The organism is Nibrella viscosa, from assembly GCF_039541875.1.
Classification (GTDB): Bacteria; Bacteroidota; Bacteroidia; order Cytophagales; family Spirosomataceae; genus Nibrella; species Nibrella viscosa.
Window position 1 is genome coordinate 730,363 of the sequence record NZ_BAABHB010000001.1, and the last position, 26,596, is coordinate 756,958.

Below are 26,596 nucleotides of genomic sequence, written 5' to 3' on the forward strand. Positions count from 1 at the left end.
GAAGCGGTATATTTAGCACGAGCCGTTCAATAGTTACCCCGTTACGGGAGGCCGGTGGCCGCATCCGGTTCACTAGCTTAGCTACTTCAAATTGAACTATACTACGGTGTGCCGCCCCGCGTTTTTCGAAAGACACTGTTGAATGAATAGCTTGCTAAATACAGGATTATTGGTGTTTCCGGTTAGCCGGAAAATGTTCAGATTCATGAAGAACAACTGGTTCTGTGTGTGGTGCTTACTGCTCCTGATCGCCGGCTGCCGGTCTAAAGATCCCGAACCGGAACCGCAGCGCGAAATCCGGCTATACGATCAGGTATGGGTAAGCTACGAACTGCTGGATATGAGTGGCCGGCCCAGTAGCCGGTTCCGGGAGGGCGAGAATTTTATGTTTTCGCTGCGTATTCGCAACCTGAGTGCCGATACGCTGATCAGTACACGCTATCCATCTCCCTTGTATCAGTTTTTTGTGCTGGTCAATCCACAGGTTTTCTCCGTGGTGAAGCGGGCGGCCGATGGTCAGGCCGATCGGGTGATGGGGCGGCCGCTTACCGGCGGGAAAGAACTTCCTTTCACCGCGTCGAGCCTCATTGTGATGCCGAAAACCACCGTAACGTATCAGGTACCCTGGCAGACCAAAACCGGCGAGTTGTATCCAATGCCGGCGTATGATCCGGTGCCTGATCCGGTTTTACAGGCTGACGGACTCTCTGGCTATTTTCGCGGGAATTATTTGTATACCGGCTCGGAGTCGAAGGTGGACCGGCTGACCCAGGGGGCCTACTATTCGGCGTTTACGCTGGATATGTTTGGGCGTCGTGTTTACTTTCGTACTGATTTTACCGTCTATTGAGTGGCATTCGCCGGGAACGTGCGTTACATTCGTTATGAAAACATTCTACTATTGCTGTATCGTATGGGCATTGGCCGGTCTGGTGGCCTGTAAGCGTACGCAGGTTGGGCCTTCGCTGAATGCGGAACATGTTGTGCAGATCACCACTCCACTGAGCGGAACCCTGGCGGTGCAGGATGCCGGCGGGCGCGCGCGAACCAGCCTGCGGAGCAGCGAAAACTTTACGCTTGTTTTTCGGCTGTACAATGCGGGCGATACCGCCGTACGCGTTGGCCGGCTGCTGGCGAGTGGAGAGTACCTGGACAATGTGTTTGGCTATCCCGAGTTTTTGTCGTTGTCGCGTATCGTAGAGGGAGAGCCGGTGGGTGATATTTTACCGAAGCCCGTGCTGTCGATAGCCGTTTCGCCCGAGAGCTACCGCATTGATATTCCACCGCGTACGGTTGCTGAGTGGCGGCTGCCCTGGCGCGATCCGCATCTGACGAGGTATACGCTCCCCATGTATACACCCGCTACTTCACTGGGCAATTCGATTATCTATACGCGGTATAACCCCGATCCGGAGCCCGGCCCGCTGGCCCCCGGACTGTACCGCTCGGCCTTTGCACTGGATGTTGGCAATCGCCGGGCACCGTTTTCTGTCATATTCCAGATTGAATGATTTCTAGGTAGCCTGCGCTTTCGGAGGCATTTGGCTGTGCTGGTGGCTGCTACAATAAACAGCCTTGGGTAAACTCAAAACGTTTCAATTTTAATTGTTGACTTTACTTGACTTTGATTTGCTAAATGATCAGTATTGTAGTGTAATAGATATGTAGTACACTAAGACGCAAATATAATGATCGACCTGACTGATCTGTCGTTTGGATATAGCCGGAAAAAACGGCTGTTTCAGCACCTGAATCTGACCTTGCAACCGGGCACCGTTTATGGCTTACTAGGTAAAAATGGAGCGGGTAAATCCAGCCTGCTGCGGCTGATGGGCGGACTGCTTTTTCCAATCAGCGGACAGGTTCATGTTTCTGGTTATGAGCCTCGCCGGCGTCAGCCGGCTTTTTTGCAGGAGGTGTATTTTGTTCCGGAAGAAATTTATCTGCCTTCTGTAACACTCCAGCGGTACATTGATACAATGGGGCCGTTTTACCCAAGATTCAGCGAGTCCGCGTTTCGTCGGTATCTGACGGAGTTTGATGTACCGCAGGACCATAAACTGACGGCTATGTCGTACGGTCAGAAGAAGAAGGTAATCATCAGTTTTGGGCTGGCCGCCAACACTCGTATTCTCATCATGGACGAGCCCACGAACGGGCTGGATATTCCATCGAAAAGCCAATTTCGCAGGATTGTGTCCTCCGTTCTTGATCCCGACCGGCTCGTGATCATTTCTACCCATCAGGTGCGTGATCTCGACAACCTGATCGACTCGGTCATTATTCTGGACGAGAGCGAGGTGTTGCTTAATCATTCGCTGGCGGATATAGGTGATCGCCTTCTGTTCGATACCGTTCCGACGATTACCCAAACCGACCGGGTACTCTATGCCGAACCGACCTTGCGCGGACAAGCTGTAGTCATGGAAAACCCAACGCAGGAAGACAGCCGGGTTGATCTGGAGCGGTTATTCAATACAGCCATGACGAATCGGGAGCGCATCAAAACCATTTTCCATTGACCACGCTCAAAGAAGCCCCAACACCTGTAAGCTTCTTCCATCATCTCTTTTTATCTGAACGATATGAATCAAAATTTTGATCTCCGCCGTTTTGGCTTGCTGGTCCTATTACACCTGTCTGAGCACCTGAAAACGTACCTGATGGGCATTGCCGTTCTGTTTGGGGTCTGGATCGTTATGCTCGCTCCCAGCACCGCCCGCGCCACTCATTTTACTGAAGGTCTGTATCGCTACCACGGCATTGTGTTCAGCTTCCTGTTCGGGGGGGGCGGTGCCTGGTTTGCCAGTGAAGCATTTCGCACGGTCAGTACGCCCGTTCGGGGCATTCCGCATCTGATGCTGCCGGCCTCTCACCTGGAGAAGTATTTACTGGGCTTTCTGATGCTGCTCCTGTTTGTGCCTGTATTCATCGGTGTTTTCTACACGGTAGAGGGCATTTGCTTTGCCATCATCAACAGCCGGTTACCCGTGGCGGAACCCCACTATCAGCTACTGAACCTGGCGGGGCCTGCCATTCCGTTCGATCTGCGCTATCTATCCTGGAGTGCACCAAGTCTCTTCCTGCTGGGGTCCATCTATTTCGCCAAGGTGCCGTTTGTCAAAACCAGTGTTGTGGCGTTTCTGATTTACTTTTTCCTGGTCTTCCTGAACGAGTTCCTCATCCTTGAGGTATTCCCGACTCGGGAGCACTACGGCACTACGCCGTTTGCCGAGGTATATTTTCTGCAAAGCGGGCGTCGGTATGACCTGGAACTGACGGGACTCTCCAGACAGCTTATTTATGCGGTTCTGCTGCTGACCGTGCCGGCCTTGTGGTTTACGGCCTATATCCGGTTTAAAGAAAAAGAATTGTAGTATGGACTTCAGAGACAAACAGGCTATTTACCTGCAAATCGCCGATTATGTGTGCGAGAAGATTCTGCTGGAGCAGTGGCCACCGGGCGAGCGTATTCCGTCGGTCCGGGATTTGGGCATGGAACTGGAGGTAAATCCCAATACGGTGGTGCGGACGTATGACTTCCTGCAGCAGAAGAACATCATTTTCAACAAGCGAGGTATCGGCTACTTTGCCGCTGAGGATGCGCGTGACCGCATTCTGGCGTACCGGCGCGACCAGTTTCTGGAGACGGAGTTACCCGTTTTCTTCCGAACGCTTTACCTGCTCGACATCGACCTGAAAGAGATTGAGCAGCGCTATGAAGCTTTTATCAAAGTTGAGTTTAACGAAACAACTCCGTGAAAAACAACCATCAGGCATTATGAAACGTAGTGATAAAATATTGATAGGGATACTGGCTGCAGGGGTGCTAACGCTGGTTGGTTCCGTCATGTCATTGAAGGCCGAACATGATAAAATAGATTTCAATGACCCGTTTTATGGCTTCTCATCAACGGCGGTAAAACCGTTCAGCGTCCTGAAAATAGAAGGGGGTAAGCCGGATGCTACGGGTAATCAGCCCGGAGGTGTATCTGGCCATTACAACAGCTTCACCACAATGGGGGTGCAGGCCGGCAAAAGGTTTGAAGTTCGGGTTCTGAAAAACAGTCACGTGCCGTTTACATACCGGTCCGCCGGCGACACTCTAATCGTCCGGTATGAGCCAGCGTTTTATCCCGGGCGGATTGCTCCCGACGAAGCATTTACCAGTGTGCCGTTTGCCTACATCATTGCTCCGGGTATCCAGACCATTCTGGTAACCGGAGCTATCTGTGAATTAGCCGGGCTAACTACTGATAAGTTAACCATTACGGCCACAAACGCACGAGTGCTTATCAGCCAGAGCACAATAGGCAATCTAACAACAACAGGAACGAGTGGGAGTCTGCTTCAGACAGCATCCGCCAATCAGATCCGCACCGCTACAATTACATCGTATGATAGCACTGCTTTCGTAGCCGAGCAGGATGTATTTGGCTCAGTCGTTTTACAGCACGATAGTACAGCGACGATAAAGGTGCCGGCAGTGTTGCTGAAAAAGATTTCTAATTAGGGCATTTTTAAAGACTGTCGTAGATGTCCCGCCGATTGCCAATCAGTACAACGATAATCAACAACTCACCGTCAAAAATCTGGTATACGATGCGGTAGTCACCCACCCGAAAGCGGAAGAGCCCTTCACGACCTTTCAGCTTTTTAACGCCTGGGGGCCGGGGATCAATGGCCAAATGCTCAAGTGCTTCCACAATCAGCACCTGCGTTTCACTATTCAGTTTCTTTAGACTCCGTCGTGCTGCCGGCTTTAGCGTTACGGTGTGCCTTAGGGTTGGTCTTTATTCCAAGTTCGGCTTTTATATCGTCCAGGGAATACTGACCGGGCTCCTTCAATGCTTCACGTGCTTCAAGTACGTCTAACCTATCCTCTAGTTCTTCAAGACGCTTCAACAAACGGTGCGGAACAATAGCTGCCAACGGTCGCCCCCGACGGGTAACAACAATGGATTTCCCCGCATAGTGGACCTCGTTTAAGAGTTCCGCTAACTGGCTTCTGACCTCAGCTACGGGGAGTTCTTTCGTAGCTTTCATAAATCTCAAGTTGATAAGTAAGACCGTAAAAGGCAAAAAATAGAATCAAATAAATCAGGAAGGTACGTCCGTGAACGGAAAATAATTGGCAAATATAGCGACTGTACAAAACGTACGAACTGTACAAGTTGTTTTTGTGTTTTTACTACATGCTACTGCGATAGCGATGTGGCAAATAAGAAAGTTATTATTGACTCGGTGCCCGCTCGTCCTTGACCATGTCGAGAGACGGGTGAGGGTTGCCGGCCCGCCACGCGATACAATCGCGGGCGAGCCGTTACTTACCCCTGCGGGAACTGCGTACTGTAATACCCAATGGCTTTCCAGACTTCCCGTACTTCTTCGGCGGGGACGATGCGGGGTTTGTAACGCTCGTTGGTGGAGACCAGCAGCAGGCATTCCTGGTCGCGCAGGTAATTGAAAATCTTCTTGAACAGCAGCCCGTCGTTGGCCGTCGTCACCAGACAAAGCGTGCCGTCTTTCAGCGACCGCCAGTCCTCCACAAACTCCACAAACACAATGGTGCCTTCCTTCAGCGGCAGCATCGAATCCCCTTCAATCTCGTAACTCCGGTAGGTGCGGTCATGGGGCAGAAACGGCAGGTGAAACGTCTCCAGCCGGTTAATAAACTCGGGGTCGCCGTAGCCTTTGGCGTATCCGGCCGAGGCTTTCAATGGGATGTGCACCACCTGCTCCTGATCGTTGCTGTCCACGGCCGTCACCAGCACCCGGAACGAATCCGGGGCGGTGATGGTCTGGAATGTTTTCTTGCCCGAACCGATCGGCGCGGTTGCCGGTGGACTTGCTGGTTCGTCGGCCCGGCTCAGGTCGCGCAGCAGCAGGTCATCTACGCTGACGCCGTAGTAGTCGGCCAGCCGGACTAAGTCCCGGTATTTGGGCTCCGACCGACCCGCTTCGTACGTCCACAGCGTAGACTTCTTGATGCCGACATCGGCCGCTACCTGATCCTGCGTAGCCCCTTTCTGGTGCTGCCGCAGGTAGACTAAATTTTGTTTAAAAAAAATAGACACGGGCTTGACAAAGGTTTCAACTTTTGTCTACATTTGGTCGATTAATCTAACATTTGTAGATGAAAGTTGGTTTAAACATCATTACTATTCAAGGTTGTTTACTGTTTGCGAACAGGTGACTGTCGACTAACTGTCGACAAATTTACAAAAAGTTATGAATCTGCAACCCAACCGATCCATTCTTCATCTCGATCTCGATAGTTTTTATGTATCGGTCGAACGGCTGCGCGACAGTCGGTTAATGAATAAACCCGTTTTAGTCGGCGGTGTTGGCGAACGGTCGGTGGTAGCGGCCTGTAGTTATGAGGCCCGGCGCTACGGCGTACGGTCGGCGATGCCCATGCGGCAGGCCCGGCAACTTTGTCCGGAAGCGGTCGTAATTAAAGGCGACTGGGAAGCTTATTCGCAGCACTCGCAGATGGTAACCGAACTGATTCGCGAGCAGGCCCCGGTGGTTGAGAAAGCCTCCATCGACGAATTCTACCTCGACCTGACCGGCATGGACCGCTACGTGGGCTGCTACCGCTGGTCGGGCGAGTTGCGCCGGCGCATTGTCCGACAAACCGGCCTGAGCGTGTCGCTGGGCTTATCGAGCAATAAAACGGTGGCTAAAGTCGCTACGGGCGAGGCTAAACCAGCAGGCGAGCGGTATGTGCCGACGGGCGAGGAGCAGTCGTTTCTGTCGCCCCTGCCGATTAGCCGCCTGCCGATGATCGGTCCTGTTACGGCGCAGACGCTACGCAGGCTGGGTATTACAAAGCTGGGTACGCTGGGCCAGATGCCGCTCCGGATACTGGAAAAAGCGTTCGGGTCGACCGGTCGCCTGCTGTGGGACCGCGCCAACGGCCGCGACGAGACACCGGTAGTACCGTATCACGAACCAAAATCGGTATCGAAGGAAACCACGCTGGACGACGATACCGCCGACCGGGATTACCTCCGGGCGGTGCTGATCCGGCTGACGGAAGAGGCTACGTGGGAACTTCGGCGCGGGGGGCATAGCACGGGGCAGGTGACCGTCAAAATCCGCTACGCCAATTTTGATACGCATACGCAGCAGCGGCGGTTGTCGCTGACCACCGCCGACCATATCCTGATTCCGCAGGCGCTGGATCTGCTGGATAAACTCTGGCAGCGCCGGCTACGCATCCGGCTGGTGGGCGTACGGCTGGGACAACTGGCGCGGGGCACGGAGCAACTGGGTTTGTTTGACGAGAGCAGCCGGCTGTTGCCCCTGTACAGCGCGATGGACCGGCTGCGGACTAAATACGGACGATATAGCATAAACTGGGCGTCGGGCCGGCAAGTATAGGAGGGAAGCAATGTACTGGAACGTTCACAGCCATTATAGTTTTCGCTACGGAACTTTGTCGCCGGCCGAGCTGGTACAGGCGGCAGTCCGGCTGGGTATATCCCGGCTGGCGCTGACCGATATCAACAACACAACGGGGCTGTATGAGTTTGTGAGCGAATGCCGCACCGCCGGTATTGAACCCGTGGCGGGCGTGGAGTTCCGGAACGGCAATCACCTATGCTATGTCTGCCTGGCGCGTAATGCCGAGGGACTGGCTGAGATTCATGTTTTCCTGACCGATTACCTGGCGCAGCACCGGCCGTTCCCGACGCTGGCACCGGTGTTTATCCACGTCTGGACCATCTATCCCTGGACCATTGTGGTCAGCGGACAGGGTGGGCTCAATGCGCGTTCCGGCTGGCCCGACTACGAATGGGTTGGCGTACGGGCGCGGGACCTGAACCGCATCTGGCGGTACCGCAACCGGCTACCCGCCGACCGGCTGGTGCTGTGGCAGCCCGTTACGTTTCTGAACCGGGCCGGCTACGACCTGCACCGGATGCTGCGGGCCGTTCAACATAATTGCCTGCTGGCTCATTTGCCTGAAGACGCCGTAGCCTCTGAGCAGGACTGGCTGGTCGATCCCGACCGCCTGCGTCTGCGCTTTGCCGCCTATCCGGAACTGATTAAACGAGCCAATTTCCTGCTCGACTCCTGCGCGTTCGTCTTTGACTTTCATACACCCAAAAACCGTCAGGTCTACACCACCTCGAAGGCTGATGACCTGGACCTGCTCCGTAAACTGGCCATGGATGGGCTACAGTATCGGTATGGTGACCGCCGTAGCGACGGCCGCCTGTACCGCAGCCGCCAGAAAGACCTAAGCCAACGGGTGGAACGGGAACTGGCCACTATCCATGAGTGTGCGTTCAGTGCTTACTTTCTGATGACGTGGGACCTGATTCGTTACGCCCGCTCCCGGGGTTTCTTCCACGTCGGGCGGGGCTCGGGGGCCAATTCGCTGGTGGCGTATTGCCTGGGGATTACGGATGTGGACCCGGTGGAGCTGAACCTGTACTTTGAGCGATTCATAAACCCCCACCGCAGCAGCCCGCCCGACTTCGACATTGATTTTAGCTGGGATAACCGGGACGAACTGCTGGAGTACCTTTTTAAGCGCTACGGAAATGGCCGGGTTTGTCTGCTGGCAACCGTCGTCACCTTTCAGCAGCGGGCGGCTATGCGTGAGTTTGGCCGGGTGCTGGGCCTGCCCAAGGCGGAACTGGACGAACTGGTAGACGATCCCCACAAAGCGGAGTACCACCAGGCCGGGCGCACCCTATTGGCCCTGAGCAAGCGGCTGGATGGTATGCCCAACTACCTGTCCATTCATGCCGGGGGCGTCCTCATCAGCGAAGAACGGCTCACCCGCTACACGGCCCTCCAGCCCATGCCGAAGGGCTTTCCAGTGTGCCAGTTCGATATGTACACCGCCGAGGATATTGGTTTTGCCAAGCTGGATGTTTTGTCGCAGCGCGGGCTGGGGCATATCAAAGAAGCCGTCGACTGGATTCGGAAGAACCGCAGGGTCGTGGTCGATATTCACGCTATTCAGGCGTTCAAGCAGGATGCGGGTATTCGGGAGCAGTTGCGCCGGCACGAGACGCTGGGCTGCTTTTACATCGAATCGCCGGCTATGCGGCAGCTCATTCAGAAGCTGGGTTGTCAGGATTACCCCACGCTGGTCGCGGCCAGTTCGGTGATTCGGCCGGGTGTGGCGGGTAGCGGCATGATGCGGTCCTACATCGAACGGCACCACCAGCCGGATACCTACCGGCCGCTGCACCCGAAGCTGGGCGAGTTGCTGGCGGAAACCTACGGCATTATGGTCTACCAGGAAGATGTCATCAAGGTAGCCCATCAGTTTGCGGGCATGAATCCGGCCGAAGCCGATTTACTGCGCCGGGCGATGTCGGGCAAGTACCGCTCCCGCGACTTGTTCAAACGGCTCGTCGATCGGTTCTGGGAAAGCTGCCGGGCACAGGGCTACAGCGAAACGGTCATTGGGGAGATATGGCGGCAGATGGAGAGCTTTGCCGGGTATAGCTTCAGCAAGGCACACTCAGCTTCCTTTGCCGTCGAGAGCTACCAGAGTTTGTATCTGAAAACCTATTATCCCCTCGAATTTATTGTGGCGGTCATCAACAACGGGGGCGGTTTTTACAGCCCCGAATTCTACGTACACGAAGCCCGGCGGGCAGGTGCCGGCATTGAAGCGCCCGACATCAACCGCAGTGAGTGGCGGACCATCATCGACGGCAACACCATCTGGCTGGGCTGGGGGCTGGTGAAAGGGCTGGAGCGCAGCCTGATGGAAGCCCTGCTGATGGAACGGGACGAACGGCCCTTCGACAGCGTCGAGGATTTTTGCCTGCGGGTGCCGGTGAACCGGACACAGCTACTGCTGCTGGTGCGTGTGGGCGGCTTCCGCCGGTTAGGGCTGTCCAAAAAAGAAGTTCTCTGGCGGGCGCACTACCTCACAGGGAACCGCCCGGCCTCACGCCCGTATACCGGACGGTCTTTGTTCGACCAGGATATGGAGTCAGCCCTGGCGGCTACAGCGCCGGAATTGCCCATCCTTACCGAACATCCGCTGGAAGAAGCTTTTGATCAGTGGGATCTGCTTGGTTTTCCACTTGTCTCCCCCTTTCAACTCTTAGCCGAAGAGGGCCTGTCACCAACGACGCTACCCTGCATTAAGGCTAGTGCCATGCTCGAGTACGTTGGCCGGCGGGTGATGATGCGGGGCTATCAGGTTACCACCAAAGAGATTTACGCTAAGAATAACGGACGCATGGGCTTTGGTACCTGGCTCGACGTAGACGGCGAGTATTTCGACACGGTCCATTTTCCCAAAGCCTGGACCGAATACCCCATGCGGGGCCGGGGCATTTACCGGCTGGAAGGTCTGGTAACCGAAGAGTGGGGCTGCCCCGCCCTGACGGTAAGCACGCTTCACCGGCTGCCCTGGCAACCTGATCCGCGTACGGTGGAGGATTAAAAACAACTAAACAACAAACACGATGAATAACCAACACAACCCCCAAACATTCTTCGCTCTCGTCCGGCTGGCGCAGGACGGCAAGTATTACTACCACCTCTACGATGGCGATGAGGTCATCCTGCGCGGAGGAGGCTACAGCCGCAAACCGACCTGCGAGGATCTGGTGAGTCAGGTCCGGTTCTGGTGCCTGTTCGATTTTCAGTACAACCGGGCCATTTACAAAGATCAGCACCTGTTTACGCTGTTCAATCAGGATGGGATGATTATCGGCCGGAGCCGGCCCGTCGACAGCCGGGCAGAGCTGGAAGAGATGGTGCGCCGGATCAAATCCGCTGCCTGGCAGGCCCCGTACTGGGATCTGACGGTGGTGAATAATTAGTGGGCAGTTCTCAGTAGGCAGTAGACACAGAGATGAGTCAGCAGGTTGCTCACTCAAGTCTGCCAACTGCCTACTGCGAACTGCCTACTAAATTTTATACTCTTCCACCTTCCCCTCCTCACAGCGCAGCACACGGGCGGGGTATTTGCGGAGCAGGTCGTAGTTGTGGGTCGCCATCAGAATGGCGGTACCGGCATTGTTGATGTTCTGGAAGACCTGCATGATTTGGTCGGATACGGCCGGGTCGAGGTTTCCGGTGGGTTCGTCGGCGATCAGCAGCAGGGGTTCGTTGAGCATGGCGCGGGCAATAACGACGCGCTGCTGCTCACCGCCGGACAACTGATGCGGCATTTTCTTGTGCGAGTTGCTCAGACCCACCTGCATTAACACCTCCGTAATGCGGTTTTTCATCTTGGTTTTGTCGCCCCAGCCGGTCGCTTTCAGCACAAACTTCAGGTTTTCTTCAACGTTGCGGTCGAAGAACAGTTGAAAATCCTGGAAGACGATACCAATTTTCCGACGCAGGTAAGGTACATCTTTTGTTCTCAGTTTTTCCAGCGCAAAATCAGCCACCTGGCCCTGACCGTTGGGCAGAAACAGATCGGCATACAGCGTCTTCAGCAGCGAGCTTTTGCCGCTGCCCGTCCGCCCGATCAGGTAGACAAATTCGCCTTTATGAATCTCGAAGCTTACATCGCCCAGCACCAGCTTGGTGCCCTGGTAGATGTCTGCATTCGTCAGCGACAAAACAGGTTCGGTGGAAAACATGAAACTCGTTTGAGGTTTGAGGTTTAAGGTTTGAAGTTAAAAAGGTATGCCCCTAATTCTAACTTCAAACCTCAAACTTCAAACGTTAAACCCTTTTATTTCGCTCCCGCTTTCTTGTGGTCGGCCAGGAATTTGGCGAGGCCGCTGTCGGTGAGCGGATGATTCAGCAGGGCCATAATGGCGCTCAGCGGACCAGTCATGACGTCGGCACCGACCTCGGCGCACTGAATAATGTGCATCGGGTGACGGATGGAAGCCGCCAATACCTCCGTGGTAAAGCCGTAGTTGGTATAGATATTGACAATCTGCTCGATCAGGGCTACGCCATCCGTCGAAATATCGTCCAGCCGACCCACGAACGGAGACACGTAGGATGCACCGGCCTTGGCGGCCAGCAACGCCTGACCCGCCGAGAAAATCAGCGTACAATTGGTCCGGATGCCTTTTTCGGAGAAGTACTTCAGCGCCTTCACGCCGTCTTTGATCATCGGGATTTTGACGACTATGTTATCGTCGAGGTCGGCCAGTTCTTCGCCCTCCCGCACCATTTCGTCGAAGGTCGTGCCGATTACCTCGGCGCTTACGTCGCCTTCTACCAGGTCGCAGATGGCTTTGTAGTGCGCCATGATGTTATCTTTTCCGGTGATGCCTTCTTTGGCCATCAGGGACGGGTTAGTGGTAACGCCGTCGAGCACGCCCAGTTCCTGCGCTTCGCGGATGTCGTCTAAGTTAGCGGTATCGATGAAAAACTTCATGAGTTGTGTTGCAGTTCTTGATTAGTTCGGTGAAAAAAGATGCGGATGAGGTGTTATCTGCAAAATTAGCCAAGCCCGGCGGGAAACCAAATCCGGTATTAATCAGGATTCACAGATTTACCCGGTGGGTGCCGGCTTCCAGCGTACAAACGTAAATAAACGGCTCTTTACCCGTTTTGGCCTGATATTGTTCGGTAATCGTCTGCTGAAAATGCGCGAGCTCATTTTCCTGCACCAGGTTAATGGTACAGCCGCCGAAGCCGCCCCCCATCATCCGGGCACCCAGCACACCGGGGTGTGGCCGGGCAATATCGACCAGGATATCCAGTTCGGGGCAGCTTACCTCATACCAGTTACTGAGCCCTTTGTGCGAGCCGTACATCCGCTGCCCAAAGGCGGCTATATCGCCCCGTTCCAGATCGGCGTAGCCGTCGAGCAGCCGCTGGTTTTCCTGCACCACGTAAGCGCAGCGCCGGTACAACAGGGGTTCGGTATCTTTCAGGTGTTTGTCGAGCATTTCCATCGTCACATCGCGCAGGCTGCGGATGTCTTCGCCGTAGAAGGCCTGTAGCATCCGGACGCCGGCTTCGCATTCGGCCCGGCGGGTGTTGTATTCAGAAGAGGCCAGCGAGTGGGAAACGCGGGTGTCGCAGAGCACAATGCGGATACCTTCCATCCGGAGAGGAGCATACGCATAGTCCAGGGAGCGGCAATCGAGTTTGATCACGTGACCGGCTTTGCCCATCATACTGGCAAACATATCCATAATGCCGACCTTCACGCCCACAAACTTGTGCTCGGCCGCCTGCGACATCTTTATCAACGTCATCTTGTCGATACCGAGGTTGAACAGATCGTTCAGCGCAAAGCCGGTGGCATTTTCCAGCGCGGCCGACGATGACATGCCGGAGCCGATGGGTATGGTACCGCCAAAGATACAGTTAAAGCCGCCTACGCTATAGCCTGCCTGCTGCAACTGGTCGAGAACCCCCAGCAGGTAATTGGGCCATCCCTGGTCAGAACGGGTGAAGGAATCTACCGTGCTTTCGTAGGTTTCGTTGAGGTCGTGGGAGATGAAGTGGAGTTTATTGTCGGTTCGTGCGCCGACAGCCGCGTAGATGGCTTTGTCAATAGCAGCCGGGAGTACGAAGCCTTCGTTGTAGTCGGTATGCTCACCAATGAGGTTGACGCGGCCAGGTGAGCAGATGAGAATAGGGGTGTTCTGGAAACGTTCCTGATACAGGGAAGAAAGCTGGTTGAGTAACTCCATAAACGGGTGCCGGGATTATGGAAATAAAAAAAGGCAAACCGAGTGTCTCACCGCTACAACCGCCTACCCTTGCTTCGGTCAAGACCTGGGGGATTCAGCAGGAGCTGGTAGCACCGATTTGCCGATGCAAAACTAAGCGAATTTTCAGGATAATAAAAGCCGGAAGCCTACTTTTGTGAAAATTGAGTTGAAAACCGCTATTATGCCTATCCGTTCATTAACCATCATTTATTGTACAGTACTCATTCTCAGCGCCTGTACGTCGTCGGACCAGTACGTGAATCAGGCCCGGACCCTGCTACAGCAGGGGAAACCCCGCGAGGCCATCCAGATACTGAACAAAGCCATTGAAGCCGATGACGACAATGTTGAGGCCTTCAACATGCGTGGAGTGGCGTATTTTGACCTGAAAGAGTATGCAAATGCCCAGCTTGACTACGAGCAGGCTATTAAGCTGAAGCCAAATTTTTACCGGCCGTATTACAACCGGGCGTTGTTAAGAACCGCCCAAAGCGATAACGATGCCGCGCTGAAAGACTACTCGGAAGCTATACGGCTGGCCCCGGATACGAGCCGGTCGGTAAGCGCAGAGATCTATCTGAACCGGGGGCAGTTGTTTGCGGCCCAACAGCAGACCCTGGCGGCTTTGAATGATTTCACCAAAGCCATTGAGCTGAATCCCCGCAACGCCCTGGCTTTATATAATCGTGGAAACCTGTTGTTTCAGCAGAAGCAACTGGAGCCGGCCGTCGCCGATTTTCAACGGGCGGTTGAGGCTGATCCTAAATTTGGCAAAGCCTTTTACGGCCTGGGTATCGCTCAGGTGCTGCTAAACCAGCGCGAAAGTGGCTGCCTCAGCCTGAAGCAGGCACGGCAACTCGGCTATAACGATGCCGATGCGGCTGTTGGGGAGTTTTGTGAATAATACCGTTTGAGGTTTAAGGTTTAACGTTTAACGTTGAAAAAAAACCTTAAACCTCAAACCGCCGGGCGGCCCCGGTTAAACCTTAAACGATCACGAATGCGTAAGACCCTTTCCATTAGCTTCGGCTTACTATTTGTCCTGTTTGCCGCGTTTCAATACAATGACCCTGATCCGGAGGTCTGGATGCCTATTTACGGCTTTGCCGCCGTGGCCTGTCTGATGGCTTATACGCGGGTGGGACGTCCCTGGTTTTTTATCCTGATGGCGGTGATCTATGCCGTTGCGGCTTTTTACCAGTGGCCCCCGGTATTTGAAGGTTTCCTGCTCGACGAAATGGGCATGAAGACCCACAATATTGAGCTGGCCCGCGAAGCCGGGGGGCTGGGCGTCTGTGCTGCCGCCATGCTGATCCTGGCCTTTTTCAGCCGCGAAGCTCGCAATGCAGGACCTATTCGGCGGGCGCACTAAAGAGTGAATGAGCGAAAGAGTGGAATGGGACATAGCAAACAAATGGCGAAGCCGCTCTTTCGCTCATTCACTCTTTCACTCTTTCATTCTTTACATCGCTATGTGGTTCGATCATCTTTCTGTCCTGTTCGATATGGGCGGGACCGTTTCGTTTGCGGTCTCCGGGGCTCTGGCGGCTATTAACCGGCGGCTTGACCCGTTCGGTGTTATCGTGATTGCGTTTGTCACGGCCGTGGGCGGAGGAACCCTGCGCGATGTGCTGCTGGGCGATACGCCCGTAGGCTGGATGCGCTACGAGGGCATAACCCTGCTGATTGTGTTAACGGCTACGGTGACCATGTTTATGAAGCGGTATGTAGAGCGCCTGCGCATTACGTTGCTGCTGTTTGATTCTCTCGGGCTTGGCTTTTTTACGACCATAGGCATTGAAAAAGGCATGGCTTACGGACTTCACCCCGGCATTTGCATTGCCTTGGGCACCATGACGGGCTGTTTCGGTGGGGTGATCCGGGATGTTCTCCTGAACGATGTACCCGTAATCTTTCAACGAGAACTTTACGCGTCGGTCTGTATCATGGGTGGGCTGTTGTATTATCTGCTGAAATCAGTTGCTGTACTGGCTCCTGTTGCCGGGATACTCACCATTGTTTTCATCCTGACGGTGCGACTGCTGGCGGTGCGCTACAAGCTGGCCTTGCCAAAATGGTACGTATAACGCTCCAGCCCCATACAAAAAAAGCCCTTCCAGGTTGGAAGGGCTTTTTTTGTATGGGGCTGGATTAATCCGAACTGCGACGGCGGACCGTTCCGCAATCCCAAATCGTATTACATCGCCTGTGGCTGGAACTGAATCCAGTCGACGGAGAAGAGCGGTTTATTGTTGTTGTTCGGATTGACAAATACGAAGTAGAGCTTACGCGGGCCGTTGGAGCCTGAATTCTGCAGCGGAATCTCAACCGGATTGGTGGTGTTCTGCGGAACGTCGGCTTCGCCTACCAGCGTACCGGTCGGTGAATCCAGCCGAACCTGCAGCTTGCCACCCATCGTGAACCTGTCAGACGAGAATACGCCCGCCGTTATACCCCGAATGTTAGTCAGGTCGATGTCGTTGAAGGCGATATAGCTGTTGTTCTGACTGGCGATTACCACATCACTGCCGGTGTTCGGCGACTTAAACGTGGCTGCATCTTTCTTTTCATCGAAAGTACTGGCTTTCAGTTTGGGATTGCGCAGCACAACCGTCGATGTACCCGTTTGCGGCCCGATGCCGTTGCTACCCTGGTCGGTGTAGCTGGCCATGATGATGTAGGAGCCATCTTTGGCCTGTGACTTGGTCACGTATGGGCCTTTCAGTGGCTGCTTCTCTACTTTCTTCTTATCGGCCAGCGACAGAATATAGCTCACCATTTCCTTGGCTTCGTCTTCCTTCAGTTGCGGGTGGGCGCTCATGGCCTGCTCACCCCATACACCCGAACCGCCGGCGATTACTTTCTTGGCCAACTGGTTCACCGCAGCCGCCCGGCGCTCTTTTGAATAACGCTCGGCTACGGCCACATATGCCGGTCCGATCGACTTCTGGTCGATGCTGTGGCAGGCTTTGCAGTCGGAGAGTTCGATCAGGCGACGGCCGGTTGCGTTGCCGGTGTTTGCCTGGTGACCCTGCGCCAGCACGGCCTTGTCGAAGCCTTCCATGTAGTTGATTGTCACCATTACGTCTTCCGGCTTGATTTTGCCGTTGGTCAGGCTGCCGTCTTCCTTATCGGCTACTTTCACTTCGTAATCAACCGGCTTGTCGTTGAAGTAGAAGGTGCGGTTGCCTTTCACGGCCACCTCTACTTTCGGCACTTCGTTACCGACTTTAATCTCCATTGTCCGGGTAGCTACGCTGCCTTTGGCATCCGTCACCTTCAGTACTGCCTCGTACACGCCGGGCTTGGTGTAGGTGAATGACGGATTGGCCTGGGTGCTCTTTGGTAAGCCCTTGCCGAAGGTCCACTCGTATTTCAAGGCGTCATTGTCATAATCAACCGTGCCTTTGCTGTCGAAAGCTACCGTCAGCGGAGCCGCGCCGACGGCCTTGCTGGCGTTGATGAACGCTACCGGCGGGCGGTTGCCGGCATTGTAAATAATATGTACCAGTCGGGCGTCGTCGTTCTGCGCAAACCAGTTGCTGCCGTATTCGAGCATGTACAGCGAACCGTCTTTGGCAAACTGCATGTCCATCGGGTGGCTAAATGTGGTGTTCGGCATAAATCGCTCCATGCTCACAAAATCACCTTCCGGGGTCATCGTCACCGGGTTGATCCAGCCGCGCATCCACTCGTAGGCAAACAGCTTACCGTCGTAGTAACGGGGGAACTTCACCGGGCTGTCGGCATAATCGTCGTAGTAATACACCTGACCGGCCATAGCGTTACGGCCCCCTTTGCCCACGATCTCGCCAAACTCCGGCGACTCGACATAGGGGTAGTAGATAAACGCTTTCTGCGCCGGCGGCAACTGCTTCAGACCGGTATTATGTACCGAGTAGTTGATCGGCTTCAGCGGGTCATTATACGGGCCGGAGGTGCTGTCGGCGAAATTAAACTGCCGGTACGGCCGGTTGTCGGCCACAAACAGCGGCCAGCCAAAGTAACCGGCTTTGCGGGCCTGGTTGATCTCGTCGTGACCCCGCGGACCGCGCTTGTCGTTGTTTTCACCCGCATCCGGGCCTACTTCACCCCAGTAGAGGAAACCCGTCCGCTGGTCCACCGAAATCCGGTAGGGGTTGCGGTTACCCATGACGTAAATCTCCGGGCGGGCACCGGGTGTGCCTTTCGGGAACAGGTTGCCTTCCGGAATGTCGTAACCGCCTTCCGGCCGCGGCTTAATGCGCAGGATCTTACCCCGCAGGTCGTTGGTGTTGCTCGACGACACCAGGGCGTTGTACTTCTTGCGGCCCGGACGGTCGTCGCTGGGTGAGAAACCATTCGAGAAGAACGGGTTGGTATTGTCACCCGTCGACAGGTACAGGTTGCCCTGACGATCCCAGGCAATGGAGCCACCGGTATGGCAGCAGTCGTCTCTGTCGTACGTCCGGTGCTCGGTAACGGTCAGCAGAATTTGCTCGGTGTTCAGCAGCAGTTCATCTTTGGCATCGTCCCACTTCATGCGCACCAGCCGGTTGTTGGAATCCGGTTTCACGGCCGAGTAGTACAGGTACACCCACTTGTTCTCGTTAAACTTCGGGTCGATGTTCAGGCCCATCAGCCCGTATTCGCGGTCGAAGTGAACGGGCAGGTTGGTCACCAGCTTACTGGTTTTCTTCTTCGTATCGTACAGCTTAACGGCACCTTTCCGTTCGGTGAACAGGATCTTGCCGTTATCCAGTACCACCAGTTCGGTCGGCTCATCCAGTTTCTCCATCAGCACGATCTTGGTAAACCGGTTTTCTTCCGGCGGCATGATCGAATGGGCTTTGCCGAAATCCAGTTTCTCGGCCATTACCGACTGGATACCCCCCAGCAGGTGCTTCACAAACACCGGCTCGCTGAACGTGGCATTTTCATGGCCAAAGTTGGTGTAGAACGCCTTGCCGCCGTCGAAGTTGTGGTACCACGCCATCGGGTGATCGTCACCCATCTTGCCATCCTTATAGGTCTTCTCGTCGATCTTGGCCAGTACCTTAATGGCGGGGTTGATCTTCTTGAAGTCGTAAAACTCATCCTTGATCTTCCAGCGGTCGGGGAAACCGAACATGGACGGGTGATTTTTGTCGACCGGAAATACCTCACCATTCTGCACGTTGGGGTTACCGGGGTGACTGGCAAAATAAGCGCCGGCCAGTTTGTTGTACCACGGCCAGTCGTATTCGGTATCGGTGGCCGCGTGGATACCTACATAGCCACCGCCCGCCTGAATGTAGCGCTCAAACGCTACCTGCTGCTCCTGGTTCAGCACGTCGCCGGTAGTGCTCAGGAAAATCACGGCGTTGTAGCGTTTCAGGTTGGCTTCAGTAAACTTGCCGGCGTCTTCGGTAGTATCTACCGCGAAGCCATTTTCCTGGCCCATCTTCATGATGGCCAGCTTACCGGTTGGAATCGACGCATGCCGGAAGCCTTTGGTTTTGGAGAACACCAAAACCCGTTTGGCCGCAGTCTGCGCCCAGGAATAGGACGAAAGCAGTACGCAGCCGGCCAGTACCAGGGCCGCCCAGCGGATGCGTTCCGAAAAAACAACTGATGGTTTTCTCATCATGGGTTAAAGTTGAAAAAATCTAAGTTAGGGAGATAGCTGTAACAGACCGAAAATTGACCTGTTACAACTTACAAAAGTACAAAGAACGGGTTTTCTACCGGTTGGCGATAGTAAAAAAGGTTGACGATTCCTGATAATACCGACCAGAATCAGATGCCCTGTTACGTGACACCCGGCCAGTCACTGCGCTCAGGCAATGAATGACCGGGTGTCACGTAACAGGGCATCCGGTTAATAAGGAAAAGTCAGTCCTTGCGACTCAGCTTGTCGTATTCCTTCTCCACCATCGACCGCTCGCTATCGCCGTGGTAAACGCGGAAGTAGTGCATGGCCAGGCCGATGCCCCAGCCGAGTGTAGCCCAGATCGGCCACGGAAACCGATAGCCGGACCAGGTATTGTCGCTATAGACAAACGTGCTTACCAGCCAGATCAGCCACAGAAAGGCGTTTACGATCAGGTAGTTGCGCAGGTGGAATTTGAACCCGACGCGGGCTTTGGCTTGTCTCCAGAGAAATTCATCACGGTTTTCCATTGTTAACGGGAAGTTTACAGGTTTTTGTTGGTTGAATAGGTCAAAGATGGCTCTTCAGCAAGCTGATCTCAAGTCGGAACCGACAAACCACGAAATCCCGCTGACAGATCAGGGTTATTGCGGAGTAAAAGCAGGAGCCGGCTATCGGTTTTGATTTATGCCGGAATGTTGCCTATTTGCTTTGAGTCTTTGCTACCTAACCATCTCCTGCTATGTTCGCAAAACACTGCTTACTCTTGTTTTTGCTGAGCTTTGCTGTCGTGCTCTCCGCAGCAGCTCAGACAAGTCTGTCTACAACAGGTGATAACCCGGCCGCTTTTGTCGGAAAATGGGCCGGTACGTATACCGGGGCATCGACCGGTAAATGCGAAATGGAAATCACCCGCAACGCCGACGGTAAATATGATGGCACCATAACGGTTATTCCGGTTGATGAAAGCCGCTACAACATCAAATTCAAAACGCTGACGCTGGAAGGCAACAAGCTCAAAGCAACATACAATGAGCCGGGCGAAGGCACACCTATCTCGCTGGAAGGAACGCTGACAGACACCACCGTCAAGGGCACTTACGAGGCCGACGGTGGTAATGCAACCGGCACCTGGACCATGACGCGGCAGCCTAAATAAGGCTAAGGCTACTCGTCTGTTGCCAGCCAGACTACTTTCTGCTCCGAATGGTGCGGCTGGCTGATAATAGCGCCGTACAGCTCAGGCCGGCGGGCTTGCCGGTAGCGGTAGCCGCCGGCCTGCTGTAGCTTTTCGGGGGTGCAGAGTGCGGTCACCACATCGTCGCCCAGGGTACGGCATTCGGCCAGGATGTCGCCGAAGGGGTCCAGAATCATGGAACAACCGTTCTTTAGCTGGTCATCGTCCATGCCGATGGGGTTGGAGAAGACCACGTACACGGCATTGTCGTAGGCGCGGGCGGGGATCCACTTCATCAGCCACGCCCGGCCTTTCATGCCGTCGAACTCCAGCCGCAGCGAGGTTGGGTCGCTTTCGCGGTTTTCCCAGAGCGTCGGGTCCACAAAACCGGCACCGGGGCGGGTAGAAGGCGTACACATCGTGACGTGCGGCATAAATATGATGTCGGCTCCCAGCAGCGTCACCGCCCGGACGTTCTCGATGATGTTGTTGTCGTAGCAGATCAGGATGCTGCAGGTCCAGCCGTAGAGGTCGAAAATGACGTATTCGTTGCCGGGTGTCAGGTGGGGGTTAATAAACGGGTGCAGCTTGCGGTATTTGGCGACCAGCCCGTTCTTATCTACACAGACATAGCCTTTGTACAGCTTGTCGTCTTTATCTTTCTCGAACAAACCGGCCAGCACGGCAATATTGTGTTTCCGGGCAATCTTGGTGAGTTGCTGTACGCTGTCACCCTCCGGAATGTATTCCGCGAGGTCCAGCATTTGGTCGCGGGAGAGATGCCGGGCAAAGGTGTAGCCGGTAATGGAGCATTCGTGAAAGGTAACAACCCGGGCACCCTGCGCGGCTGCCTGACCGGCCAGGTTGTCGATAACGCTAAGATTATACGCTTTATCGCCACTCCGGTTTTCAAACTGGGCGGTGGCGATTTTTAGGGTTTCCATAAGGGTGAAAGAGTAAAAGAACGAAAGAGTGGGGTGCGTAGCCTTTTCTAGTGGCTTTCCAGGGTACTGACGGGTACCGGGGGAGAGGCCGCCGGCTGGTGGTAATTGGCCAGCGAGCGGGCGGCCAGCAAGACGCTGGTCAGGATCAGCACCGCACTCATGATGTACGGGGCTCCCGGAAAGTAGGCCGGTGCTTTGGGGCTGGTGAAGTACGCAAACAGGTTGGTCATCAGCAGCGGCCCCATAATGGAGGTGGCACTCATGAGGCTGGTCAACGCACCTTGTAATTCCCCCTGCTCGTTGGGCGGCACTTGTGTCGAGATAATGCCCTGAAGAGCCGGTCCAGAAATGCCGCCGAGGCAATACGGCACCAGAATGGCAAACATCATCCAGCCGGCCGTAGCAAACCCGAACAGGATCATGCCGAGGGTGTACAGCGACAGGCCCACGTACACGGCATTTTTCTGCCCCAGCTTCGGAATGGCCACCCGGATCAGTCCCCCCTGCACCAGCGCCGACATCAGTCCGATAAAACCCAGCGAGTACCCCACCCAGGCTTCGTTCCAGTTAAACTTAAGCATGGTGTAGAACGTCCAGGTCGACTGCACCGAATGCGCAGCAATATACACCAGCACCAGCGACACAATCAGGCCGGAGATGACCGGATACTTGCGCAGTTGAATCAGCGAACCGACCGGATTGGCCCGTTTCCAGTTAAATGGCCGACGGTTCTCGGGCAGCAGCGATTCCGGGAGAATGAAATAGCCGTACAGGAAATTCAGCAGCGTTAGCCCGGCGGCCGCCAGAAACGGCACCCGTGGCCCAAACTGCCCCAATACTCCGCCGATAACGGGGCCGATGATGAAGCCCATGCCAAAGGCTGCTCCTACCAGGCCGAAGTTCTGCGCCCGTTTTTCGGGGGTACTTACATCGGCAATGTAGGCCGTTGCCGTGGTGAAACTGGCTCCGGTGATTCCTGCCAGCACCCGCCCGACAAACAGCCAGGCGATGGTGGGCGCAAAAGCCTGAAAAATGTAGTCGATGCCAAAGCCGAACAGGGAAAACAGCAGCACCGACCGCCGGCCGTATTTGTCGCTCAGGCCGCCCAGCACCGGCGAAAATACGAATTGCATACTGGCATAGGCAAAGGTGAGCCAGCCACCGTACCGCGAAGCCTCACTAAGGCCACCGTGGATTAGGTTTTCGATAAGTTTTGGAAAAACGGGGATGACAATGCCAAACCCAATGACGTCGACCAGGATGGTGACAAAGATAAAGCCAAGCGCAGCGTTGCGTTTTACGGTCATGAAGCCTGTTGATTTGCCGGCAAAGGTCGGGCGCTGCCGCCTGTAAACCAAAGATTACACGTAGAAAGGTACCATTTTTTGCCATTGGGCCGGATGGTGCGCCCGGCCATCCCAGATATAAAAGTTGTGCTGAATACCTTTGCTGCTCAACACGTTGCACAAAGCCCGGTTGTTGTTCAGAAAAGGGTCTTCGGCCCCGATGGCGATCGTGATTTCCATCCGGCGAAGCAGGTTGAGCAGGCCTTCATTATCCAGGTTAGGCAGGAAGTGATTGGGCGTGTGGAAGTAGATGTCTTCGTTGTAATAATCGTCGAACAAACTCCGGAACTCCGCCACGGGCACCGACAGATCGTACCGGCCACTCAGCGCCACCACCTTACCGAACCACTGCGGATGCCGCATGGCAATGTTCATGGCGTGAAAAGCCCCCAGGCTGCATCCGTGCGCGATCATGAACGGCTGCGGATTCTGCAACCGCGAAAACGGCAGCACTTCGTGAATGATGTACTGCTCGTACTGGTTGTGCCGCCGAATCCGGTCGTGGGGATGGCTGTAGCGGTTATATAAGCTTTCACCGTCAATACTATCCACGCAGAAGAGTTGCAGCAGACCCTTCTCCAGCGGCTCCGCCAGGGCGTTTACCAGACCAAAGTCCTCGTATTCGTGAAAGCGGCCGTAGCGGGTAGGAAATACCAGCACGCGGGCACCGGCATGACCAAAGACAAGCAGCTCCATAGGCCGGTGCAGGTTCGGGCTGAACCATCTGTGGTATTCGCGATGCATCTGACGTTGGATAAAGCAGACAAAAGTTCTCAATTTTTATCGGCATCGCGTTACCGGTCTGTAAAGAAATCGTTAAAAAATCTGGGGGTGTTGGGTCAGTACGTCACGCCAGAGCTGATAACCCTTCGGGTTGAGGTGCAGGCCGTCTGCTTCGAATAGCTCCCGGCGGGGCAGGCCGGCATCGTTCAGCATAGGCGTAAACATATCCACGTAACGGTAATTGGAAAACGCTGCTGTCTTTTCCCGAATGAGGTCGTTGGTGCGCCGAATGTTATTGGCAATGTTCCACCGGGCCGGGCTGGCTTTTACGGCAATGTAGGTAAACGGAATAGTCGGGAAGTACTGTTGTACCTTGTCGGAGAAGGCACAGAAGAACAAAAAGACTTCTTCGGGATGGCGGCCGTCGCCCAGATCGTTGTCACCCGCGTACAGGATTAGGGAGGAGGGGTTTGCCGGCACCACTACCCGTTCGAAAAACCAGGCACAGGCGGCCAGCGTTGAGCCACCAAAACCCAGGTTGAGCGGTTTGTAGGGCGGAAAATCGTCGGCGAGCGTAGTCCAGAGCCGAATGGTTGAGCTGCCGTAAAAAACGACCTGTCGGGCGGGGGGGGGTTGGAGTTGAGTCTTCTTTTCGAGTAGGCGTATTTCGTCTTCGTACCAAATCATGTTTCAGGATAATAGCGTTGCACAAAAATAACCGCCTGCCGTCGATGATAACCTGCGTTGCGACGTTGAACAGGGGCCGTTGGTTAAGGTTCCGGCGGAAAAGCCTAAGCTTAACGTAAAATGAACCGTCTTGGTTAAACAAGAATAACAACCGGTATGCCGTATAACCCAAACATACGGTAGAAAGATCATCTGTTCTGCTTATTTTTGGGTAAATACAAACCGTCAAATGAACAATAAACTTTTTTTCTGCCTTTCATCGGCCGTGCTGGTTACCGGGGCCTTCTCCCCGGGCGTTTGCCAGAACAATGCCGGCGGCCCCGGTAAACCCATTTCGCAGCCGCTGGTCACCAATATCTATACGGCTGACCCCTCGGCGCACGTGTTCAACGGCCGGATTTACATCTACCCCTCGCACGACATCGAAGCGGGCATCCCCCAGAACGATAACGGCGACCATTTCGACATGCGCGATTACCACGTGCTGTCTATGGACCGGATCGGCGGCAAAGTGACCGATCATGGCGTGGCCCTCGACAAAAAGGATGTGCCCTGGGTAGGCCGGCAGATGTGGGCGCCCGATGCGGCCTACAAAAACGGTAAATACTACCTGTATTTCCCGGCCAAAGATAAAAACGATGTGTTCCGGATCGGCGTAGCCACTAGTTCATCACCCACCGGTCCGTTCAAAGCTGAACCAAAGCCCATTGAAGGCAGCTACAGCATCGATCCGGCTGTGTTTACCGATACCGACGGCAATTCGTACATGTATTTCGGTGGTATCTGGGGCGGTCAGCTTCAGCGCTGGCAAACGGGCAAATACAACCCGAAAGACGAATACCCGAAGAACGAGCAGCCCGCCATCAGCCCGAAGGTGGTGCGCCTGAGCAAAGACATGCTGAGCTTTGCCGAGCCGGTCCGGGATGTGAAGATCCTGGATAAAGACGGGAAGCCCCTGCTGGCGGGTGATAACAAACGGCGTTTCTTTGAAGCCGCCTGGCTGCACAAGTACAACGGCAAGTACTACTTCTCGTACTCGACCGGCGATACCCATTTCATCGCCTATGCTACGGGCAACTCACCGTACGGCCCTTTTACCTATCAGGGCGTTATACTGAACCCGGTTGTCGGCTGGACCAACCACCATTCCATTGTGGAGGTAAACGGCAAATGGTATCTGTTCTACCACGACAGCACCCAGTCCGGCGGTAAAACGCACCTGCGCAGCGTCAAAGTAACCGAGCTGAAGTACCGCCCGGACGGCTCCATTGAGACGATAACGGCGTATCAGAAGTAGCTCTGTATTGGATAAAATTAAAAAAGGTGTCAGACTTGATAGTCCGACACCTTTTTTTTGATACATCCTCAAACTACGACAAGCCCAGCACGCGCTTGTTGAAGTCCTCATCGGCACCCGTACCGGCGAAGTCGTCGAAGGCCCGCTCGGTCACGCGGATGAGGTGGCTCTCGATGAACGGTGCCCCTTCGGCCGCACCCTGCTCGGGATGCTTAATGGCACATTCCCACTCCAGCACGGCCCAGCCGTCGTAGTCATACTGCGACAGTTTACTGAAGATGCTGCTGAAGTCAACCTGACCATCGCCTAATGAACGGAACCGGCCGGCCCGCTCAACCCAGCCCTGGTAGCCGCCATACACGCCCTGCTTGCCGGTTGGGTTGAACTCGGCGTCTTTGACGTGGAAGGCAAAGATCCGGTCGTGGTAGAAGTCGATAAATTGCAGGTAATCCAACTGCTGCAGCACAAAGTGGCTGGGATCGTAGTTGATACCGGCGCGGGGGTGACCATTCAGGTAATTCACGAACATTTCGAAGGTAACGCCGTCGTGCAAATCTTCGCCGGGGTGCAGCTCGTAAGCTACGTTTACGTCCGCTTCGTCGAACGCGTCGAGAATCGGTTTCCAGCGGTTGGCCAGTTCCTGGAAGCCCGTGGTGACCAGCCCGTTCGGTCGTTGCGGCCACGGGTACATAAACGGCCACAGCAGAGCCCCCGAAAAGGTCGGGTGCGACTTCAGGCCCAGGTTCTGGCTGGCTTTGGCGCACCACATGAGCTGTTGCGTGGCCCATTCTTGCTGCGCTTTCGGGTCATTCGCCACTTCGGCCGGACCAAAGCCGGCAAACATGGACGCGTAGGCCGGATGAACGGCCACCAGCTGCCCCTGCAGGTGGGAGGCCAGTTCGGTAATTTCCAGGCCTGCCTCCGCCACTCTGCCTTTCAGGTCATCGCAGTAGGTTTGACTCTCGGCCGCTTGCTTCAGGTCGATTACGCGGGGGTCCCAGGTGGGTAACTGAATACCCTTATAGCCGAGGTCGGCCATGTATCTGGCAATGGATTCCAGTGAATTAAACGGCGCTTCATCGCCCATAAATTGCGCTAAGAATACACCTGGACCTTTGATTGTTTTCATAATAGTTAAAGGTGAAAGAGCGAAAGAGTGAAAGAGCGGATTGGCTGCGCTTTC

General features: G+C 54.8%; 27 protein-coding genes. 14 read left to right on the forward strand and 13 right to left on the reverse strand.

All coding sequences use genetic code 11. From position 1 onward, the window contains the following. Window positions 1-205: 205 nt before the first annotated feature. The 6 genes from ABD931_RS03160 to ABD931_RS03185 all read left to right on the forward strand — a co-directional run bounded on the left by ABD931_RS03160 (window position 206) and on the right by ABD931_RS03185 (window position 4,513). Window positions 206-850 carry a hypothetical protein gene (locus ABD931_RS03160; RefSeq protein ID WP_345263857.1) on the forward strand — a complete coding sequence of 215 codons (645 nt, stop codon included), beginning with the start codon at window positions 206-208 and terminating at the stop codon, window positions 848-850. Between the two features lie 34 nt (window positions 851-884). After that, on the forward strand, window positions 885-1,511 hold the full coding sequence (locus ABD931_RS03165) for a hypothetical protein (RefSeq protein ID WP_345263859.1): 627 nt from the start codon (window positions 885-887) through the stop codon (window positions 1,509-1,511). A 177-nt stretch (window positions 1,512-1,688) separates the two neighbouring features. Further along, complete coding sequence (locus ABD931_RS03170; protein WP_345263861.1) at window positions 1,689-2,522, forward strand: ABC transporter ATP-binding protein; 834 nt, start codon at window positions 1,689-1,691, stop codon at window positions 2,520-2,522. A 63-nt stretch (window positions 2,523-2,585) separates the two neighbouring features. After that, window positions 2,586-3,377 carry a hypothetical protein gene (locus ABD931_RS03175; protein WP_345263863.1) on the forward strand — a complete coding sequence of 264 codons (792 nt, stop codon included), beginning with the start codon at window positions 2,586-2,588 and terminating at the stop codon, window positions 3,375-3,377. 1 nt (window position 3,378) lies between these two features. Beyond that, a complete protein-coding gene (locus ABD931_RS03180) occupies window positions 3,379-3,762 on the forward strand; it encodes a GntR family transcriptional regulator (protein WP_345263865.1) in 384 nt (127 codons plus the stop codon). A 19-nt stretch (window positions 3,763-3,781) separates the two neighbouring features. Beyond that, window positions 3,782-4,513, forward strand: coding sequence for a hypothetical protein (locus ABD931_RS03185; RefSeq protein ID WP_345263867.1), 732 nt, complete (start codon window positions 3,782-3,784; stop codon window positions 4,511-4,513). Between the two features lie 7 nt (window positions 4,514-4,520). On the opposite strand, the gene ABD931_RS03190 is transcribed toward ABD931_RS03185, so the two are convergent. The 3 genes from ABD931_RS03190 to ABD931_RS03200 form a co-directional block, all read right to left on the reverse strand. Continuing rightward, window positions 4,521-4,715, reverse strand: a complete 195-nt coding sequence (locus tag ABD931_RS03190; protein ID WP_345263869.1) for a type II toxin-antitoxin system RelE family toxin — start codon at window positions 4,713-4,715, stop codon at window positions 4,521-4,523. Window positions 4,716-4,725: 10 nt separating this feature from the next. Further along, window positions 4,726-5,046 carry a type II toxin-antitoxin system Phd/YefM family antitoxin gene (locus ABD931_RS03195; RefSeq protein ID WP_345263871.1) on the reverse strand — a complete coding sequence of 107 codons (321 nt, stop codon included), beginning with the start codon at window positions 5,044-5,046 and terminating at the stop codon, window positions 4,726-4,728. A 281-nt stretch (window positions 5,047-5,327) separates the two neighbouring features. After that, on the reverse strand, window positions 5,328-6,077 hold the full coding sequence (locus ABD931_RS03200) for an XRE family transcriptional regulator (protein ID WP_345263873.1): 750 nt from the start codon (window positions 6,075-6,077) through the stop codon (window positions 5,328-5,330). A 154-nt stretch (window positions 6,078-6,231) separates the two neighbouring features. Between ABD931_RS03200 and dinB the strand changes: the two genes are divergently transcribed. Genes dinB through ABD931_RS03215 form a run of 3 tightly spaced genes read left to right on the forward strand, consistent with a single transcriptional unit; the run spans window position 6,232 to window position 10,814 of the window. Next, window positions 6,232-7,389 carry a DNA polymerase IV gene (gene dinB, locus ABD931_RS03205; RefSeq protein ID WP_345263875.1) on the forward strand — a complete coding sequence of 386 codons (1,158 nt, stop codon included), beginning with the start codon at window positions 6,232-6,234 and terminating at the stop codon, window positions 7,387-7,389. 10 nt (window positions 7,390-7,399) lie between these two features. After that, window positions 7,400-10,432 (forward strand): DNA polymerase III subunit alpha, encoded by a 3,033-nt coding sequence (locus tag ABD931_RS03210; protein WP_345263877.1) that lies wholly within the window; start codon window positions 7,400-7,402, stop codon window positions 10,430-10,432. 22 nt (window positions 10,433-10,454) lie between these two features. Further along, on the forward strand, window positions 10,455-10,814 hold the full coding sequence (locus ABD931_RS03215) for a YegP family protein (protein WP_345263879.1): 360 nt from the start codon (window positions 10,455-10,457) through the stop codon (window positions 10,812-10,814). A gap of 87 nt (window positions 10,815-10,901) precedes the next feature. Here the strand turns inward: ABD931_RS03215 and ABD931_RS03220 are convergent, their stop codons facing one another. The 3 genes from ABD931_RS03220 to ABD931_RS03230 all read right to left on the reverse strand — a co-directional run bounded on the left by ABD931_RS03220 (window position 10,902) and on the right by ABD931_RS03230 (window position 13,607). Further along, window positions 10,902-11,582, reverse strand: a complete 681-nt coding sequence (locus ABD931_RS03220) for a cell division ATP-binding protein FtsE (protein WP_345263881.1) — start codon at window positions 11,580-11,582, stop codon at window positions 10,902-10,904. 95 nt (window positions 11,583-11,677) lie between these two features. Then, window positions 11,678-12,337, reverse strand: coding sequence for a fructose-6-phosphate aldolase (gene fsa, locus ABD931_RS03225; protein ID WP_345263883.1), 660 nt, complete (start codon window positions 12,335-12,337; stop codon window positions 11,678-11,680). 109 nt (window positions 12,338-12,446) lie between these two features. Next, a complete protein-coding gene (locus ABD931_RS03230) occupies window positions 12,447-13,607 on the reverse strand; it encodes a galactokinase (RefSeq protein WP_345263885.1) in 1,161 nt (386 codons plus the stop codon). Between the two features lie 202 nt (window positions 13,608-13,809). On the opposite strand from ABD931_RS03230, the gene ABD931_RS03235 reads away from it, so the two are divergent. From ABD931_RS03235 to ABD931_RS03245, 3 genes are all read left to right on the forward strand, one after another. Beyond that, a complete protein-coding gene (locus tag ABD931_RS03235) occupies window positions 13,810-14,532 on the forward strand; it encodes a tetratricopeptide repeat protein (protein WP_345263887.1) in 723 nt (240 codons plus the stop codon). Window positions 14,533-14,628: 96 nt separating this feature from the next. Further along, window positions 14,629-15,000: a transmembrane 220 family protein gene (locus ABD931_RS03240; protein WP_345263889.1), complete on the forward strand. Its 372-nt coding sequence runs from the start codon at window positions 14,629-14,631 to the stop codon at window positions 14,998-15,000. A gap of 100 nt (window positions 15,001-15,100) precedes the next feature. After that, window positions 15,101-15,715: a trimeric intracellular cation channel family protein gene (locus ABD931_RS03245; RefSeq protein WP_345263891.1), complete on the forward strand. Its 615-nt coding sequence runs from the start codon at window positions 15,101-15,103 to the stop codon at window positions 15,713-15,715. 110 nt (window positions 15,716-15,825) lie between these two features. On the opposite strand, the gene ABD931_RS03250 is transcribed toward ABD931_RS03245, so the two are convergent. Both ABD931_RS03250 and ABD931_RS03255 read right to left on the reverse strand, forming a co-directional pair. Then, window positions 15,826-19,236: a ThuA domain-containing protein gene (locus ABD931_RS03250; protein ID WP_345263893.1), complete on the reverse strand. Its 3,411-nt coding sequence runs from the start codon at window positions 19,234-19,236 to the stop codon at window positions 15,826-15,828. A 245-nt stretch (window positions 19,237-19,481) separates the two neighbouring features. Next, complete coding sequence (locus tag ABD931_RS03255; RefSeq protein ID WP_345263895.1) at window positions 19,482-19,769, reverse strand: 2TM domain-containing protein; 288 nt, start codon at window positions 19,767-19,769, stop codon at window positions 19,482-19,484. 212 nt (window positions 19,770-19,981) lie between these two features. Here ABD931_RS03255 and ABD931_RS03260 point away from each other — a divergent pair, with 212 nt between their 5' ends. Beyond that, window positions 19,982-20,398, forward strand: a complete 417-nt coding sequence (locus ABD931_RS03260) for a hypothetical protein (protein WP_345263897.1) — start codon at window positions 19,982-19,984, stop codon at window positions 20,396-20,398. A gap of 8 nt (window positions 20,399-20,406) precedes the next feature. Here ABD931_RS03260 and ABD931_RS03265 read toward each other — a convergent pair whose 3' ends face one another. From ABD931_RS03265 to ABD931_RS03280, 4 genes are all read right to left on the reverse strand, one after another. Further along, window positions 20,407-21,360 carry a nitrilase family protein gene (locus tag ABD931_RS03265; protein ID WP_345263899.1) on the reverse strand — a complete coding sequence of 318 codons (954 nt, stop codon included), beginning with the start codon at window positions 21,358-21,360 and terminating at the stop codon, window positions 20,407-20,409. 47 nt (window positions 21,361-21,407) lie between these two features. Beyond that, on the reverse strand, window positions 21,408-22,667 hold the full coding sequence (locus ABD931_RS03270) for a TCR/Tet family MFS transporter (RefSeq protein WP_345263901.1): 1,260 nt from the start codon (window positions 22,665-22,667) through the stop codon (window positions 21,408-21,410). A 54-nt stretch (window positions 22,668-22,721) separates the two neighbouring features. Continuing rightward, on the reverse strand, window positions 22,722-23,402 hold the full coding sequence (locus ABD931_RS03275) for an esterase family protein (RefSeq protein ID WP_345263903.1): 681 nt from the start codon (window positions 23,400-23,402) through the stop codon (window positions 22,722-22,724). A 120-nt stretch (window positions 23,403-23,522) separates the two neighbouring features. Further along, a complete protein-coding gene (locus ABD931_RS03280) occupies window positions 23,523-24,116 on the reverse strand; it encodes an SGNH/GDSL hydrolase family protein (protein ID WP_345263905.1) in 594 nt (197 codons plus the stop codon). A 229-nt stretch (window positions 24,117-24,345) separates the two neighbouring features. Between ABD931_RS03280 and ABD931_RS03285 the strand changes: the two genes are divergently transcribed. Next, window positions 24,346-25,413 (forward strand): glycoside hydrolase family 43 protein, encoded by a 1,068-nt coding sequence (locus tag ABD931_RS03285; protein ID WP_345263907.1) that lies wholly within the window; start codon window positions 24,346-24,348, stop codon window positions 25,411-25,413. A gap of 73 nt (window positions 25,414-25,486) precedes the next feature. Here the strand turns inward: ABD931_RS03285 and ABD931_RS03290 are convergent, their stop codons facing one another. Next, entirely contained in the window at window positions 25,487-26,542 is a 1,056-nt protein-coding gene (locus ABD931_RS03290; RefSeq protein WP_345263909.1) for a sugar phosphate isomerase/epimerase family protein, read from the reverse strand. Window positions 26,543-26,596 lie beyond the last annotated feature (54 nt).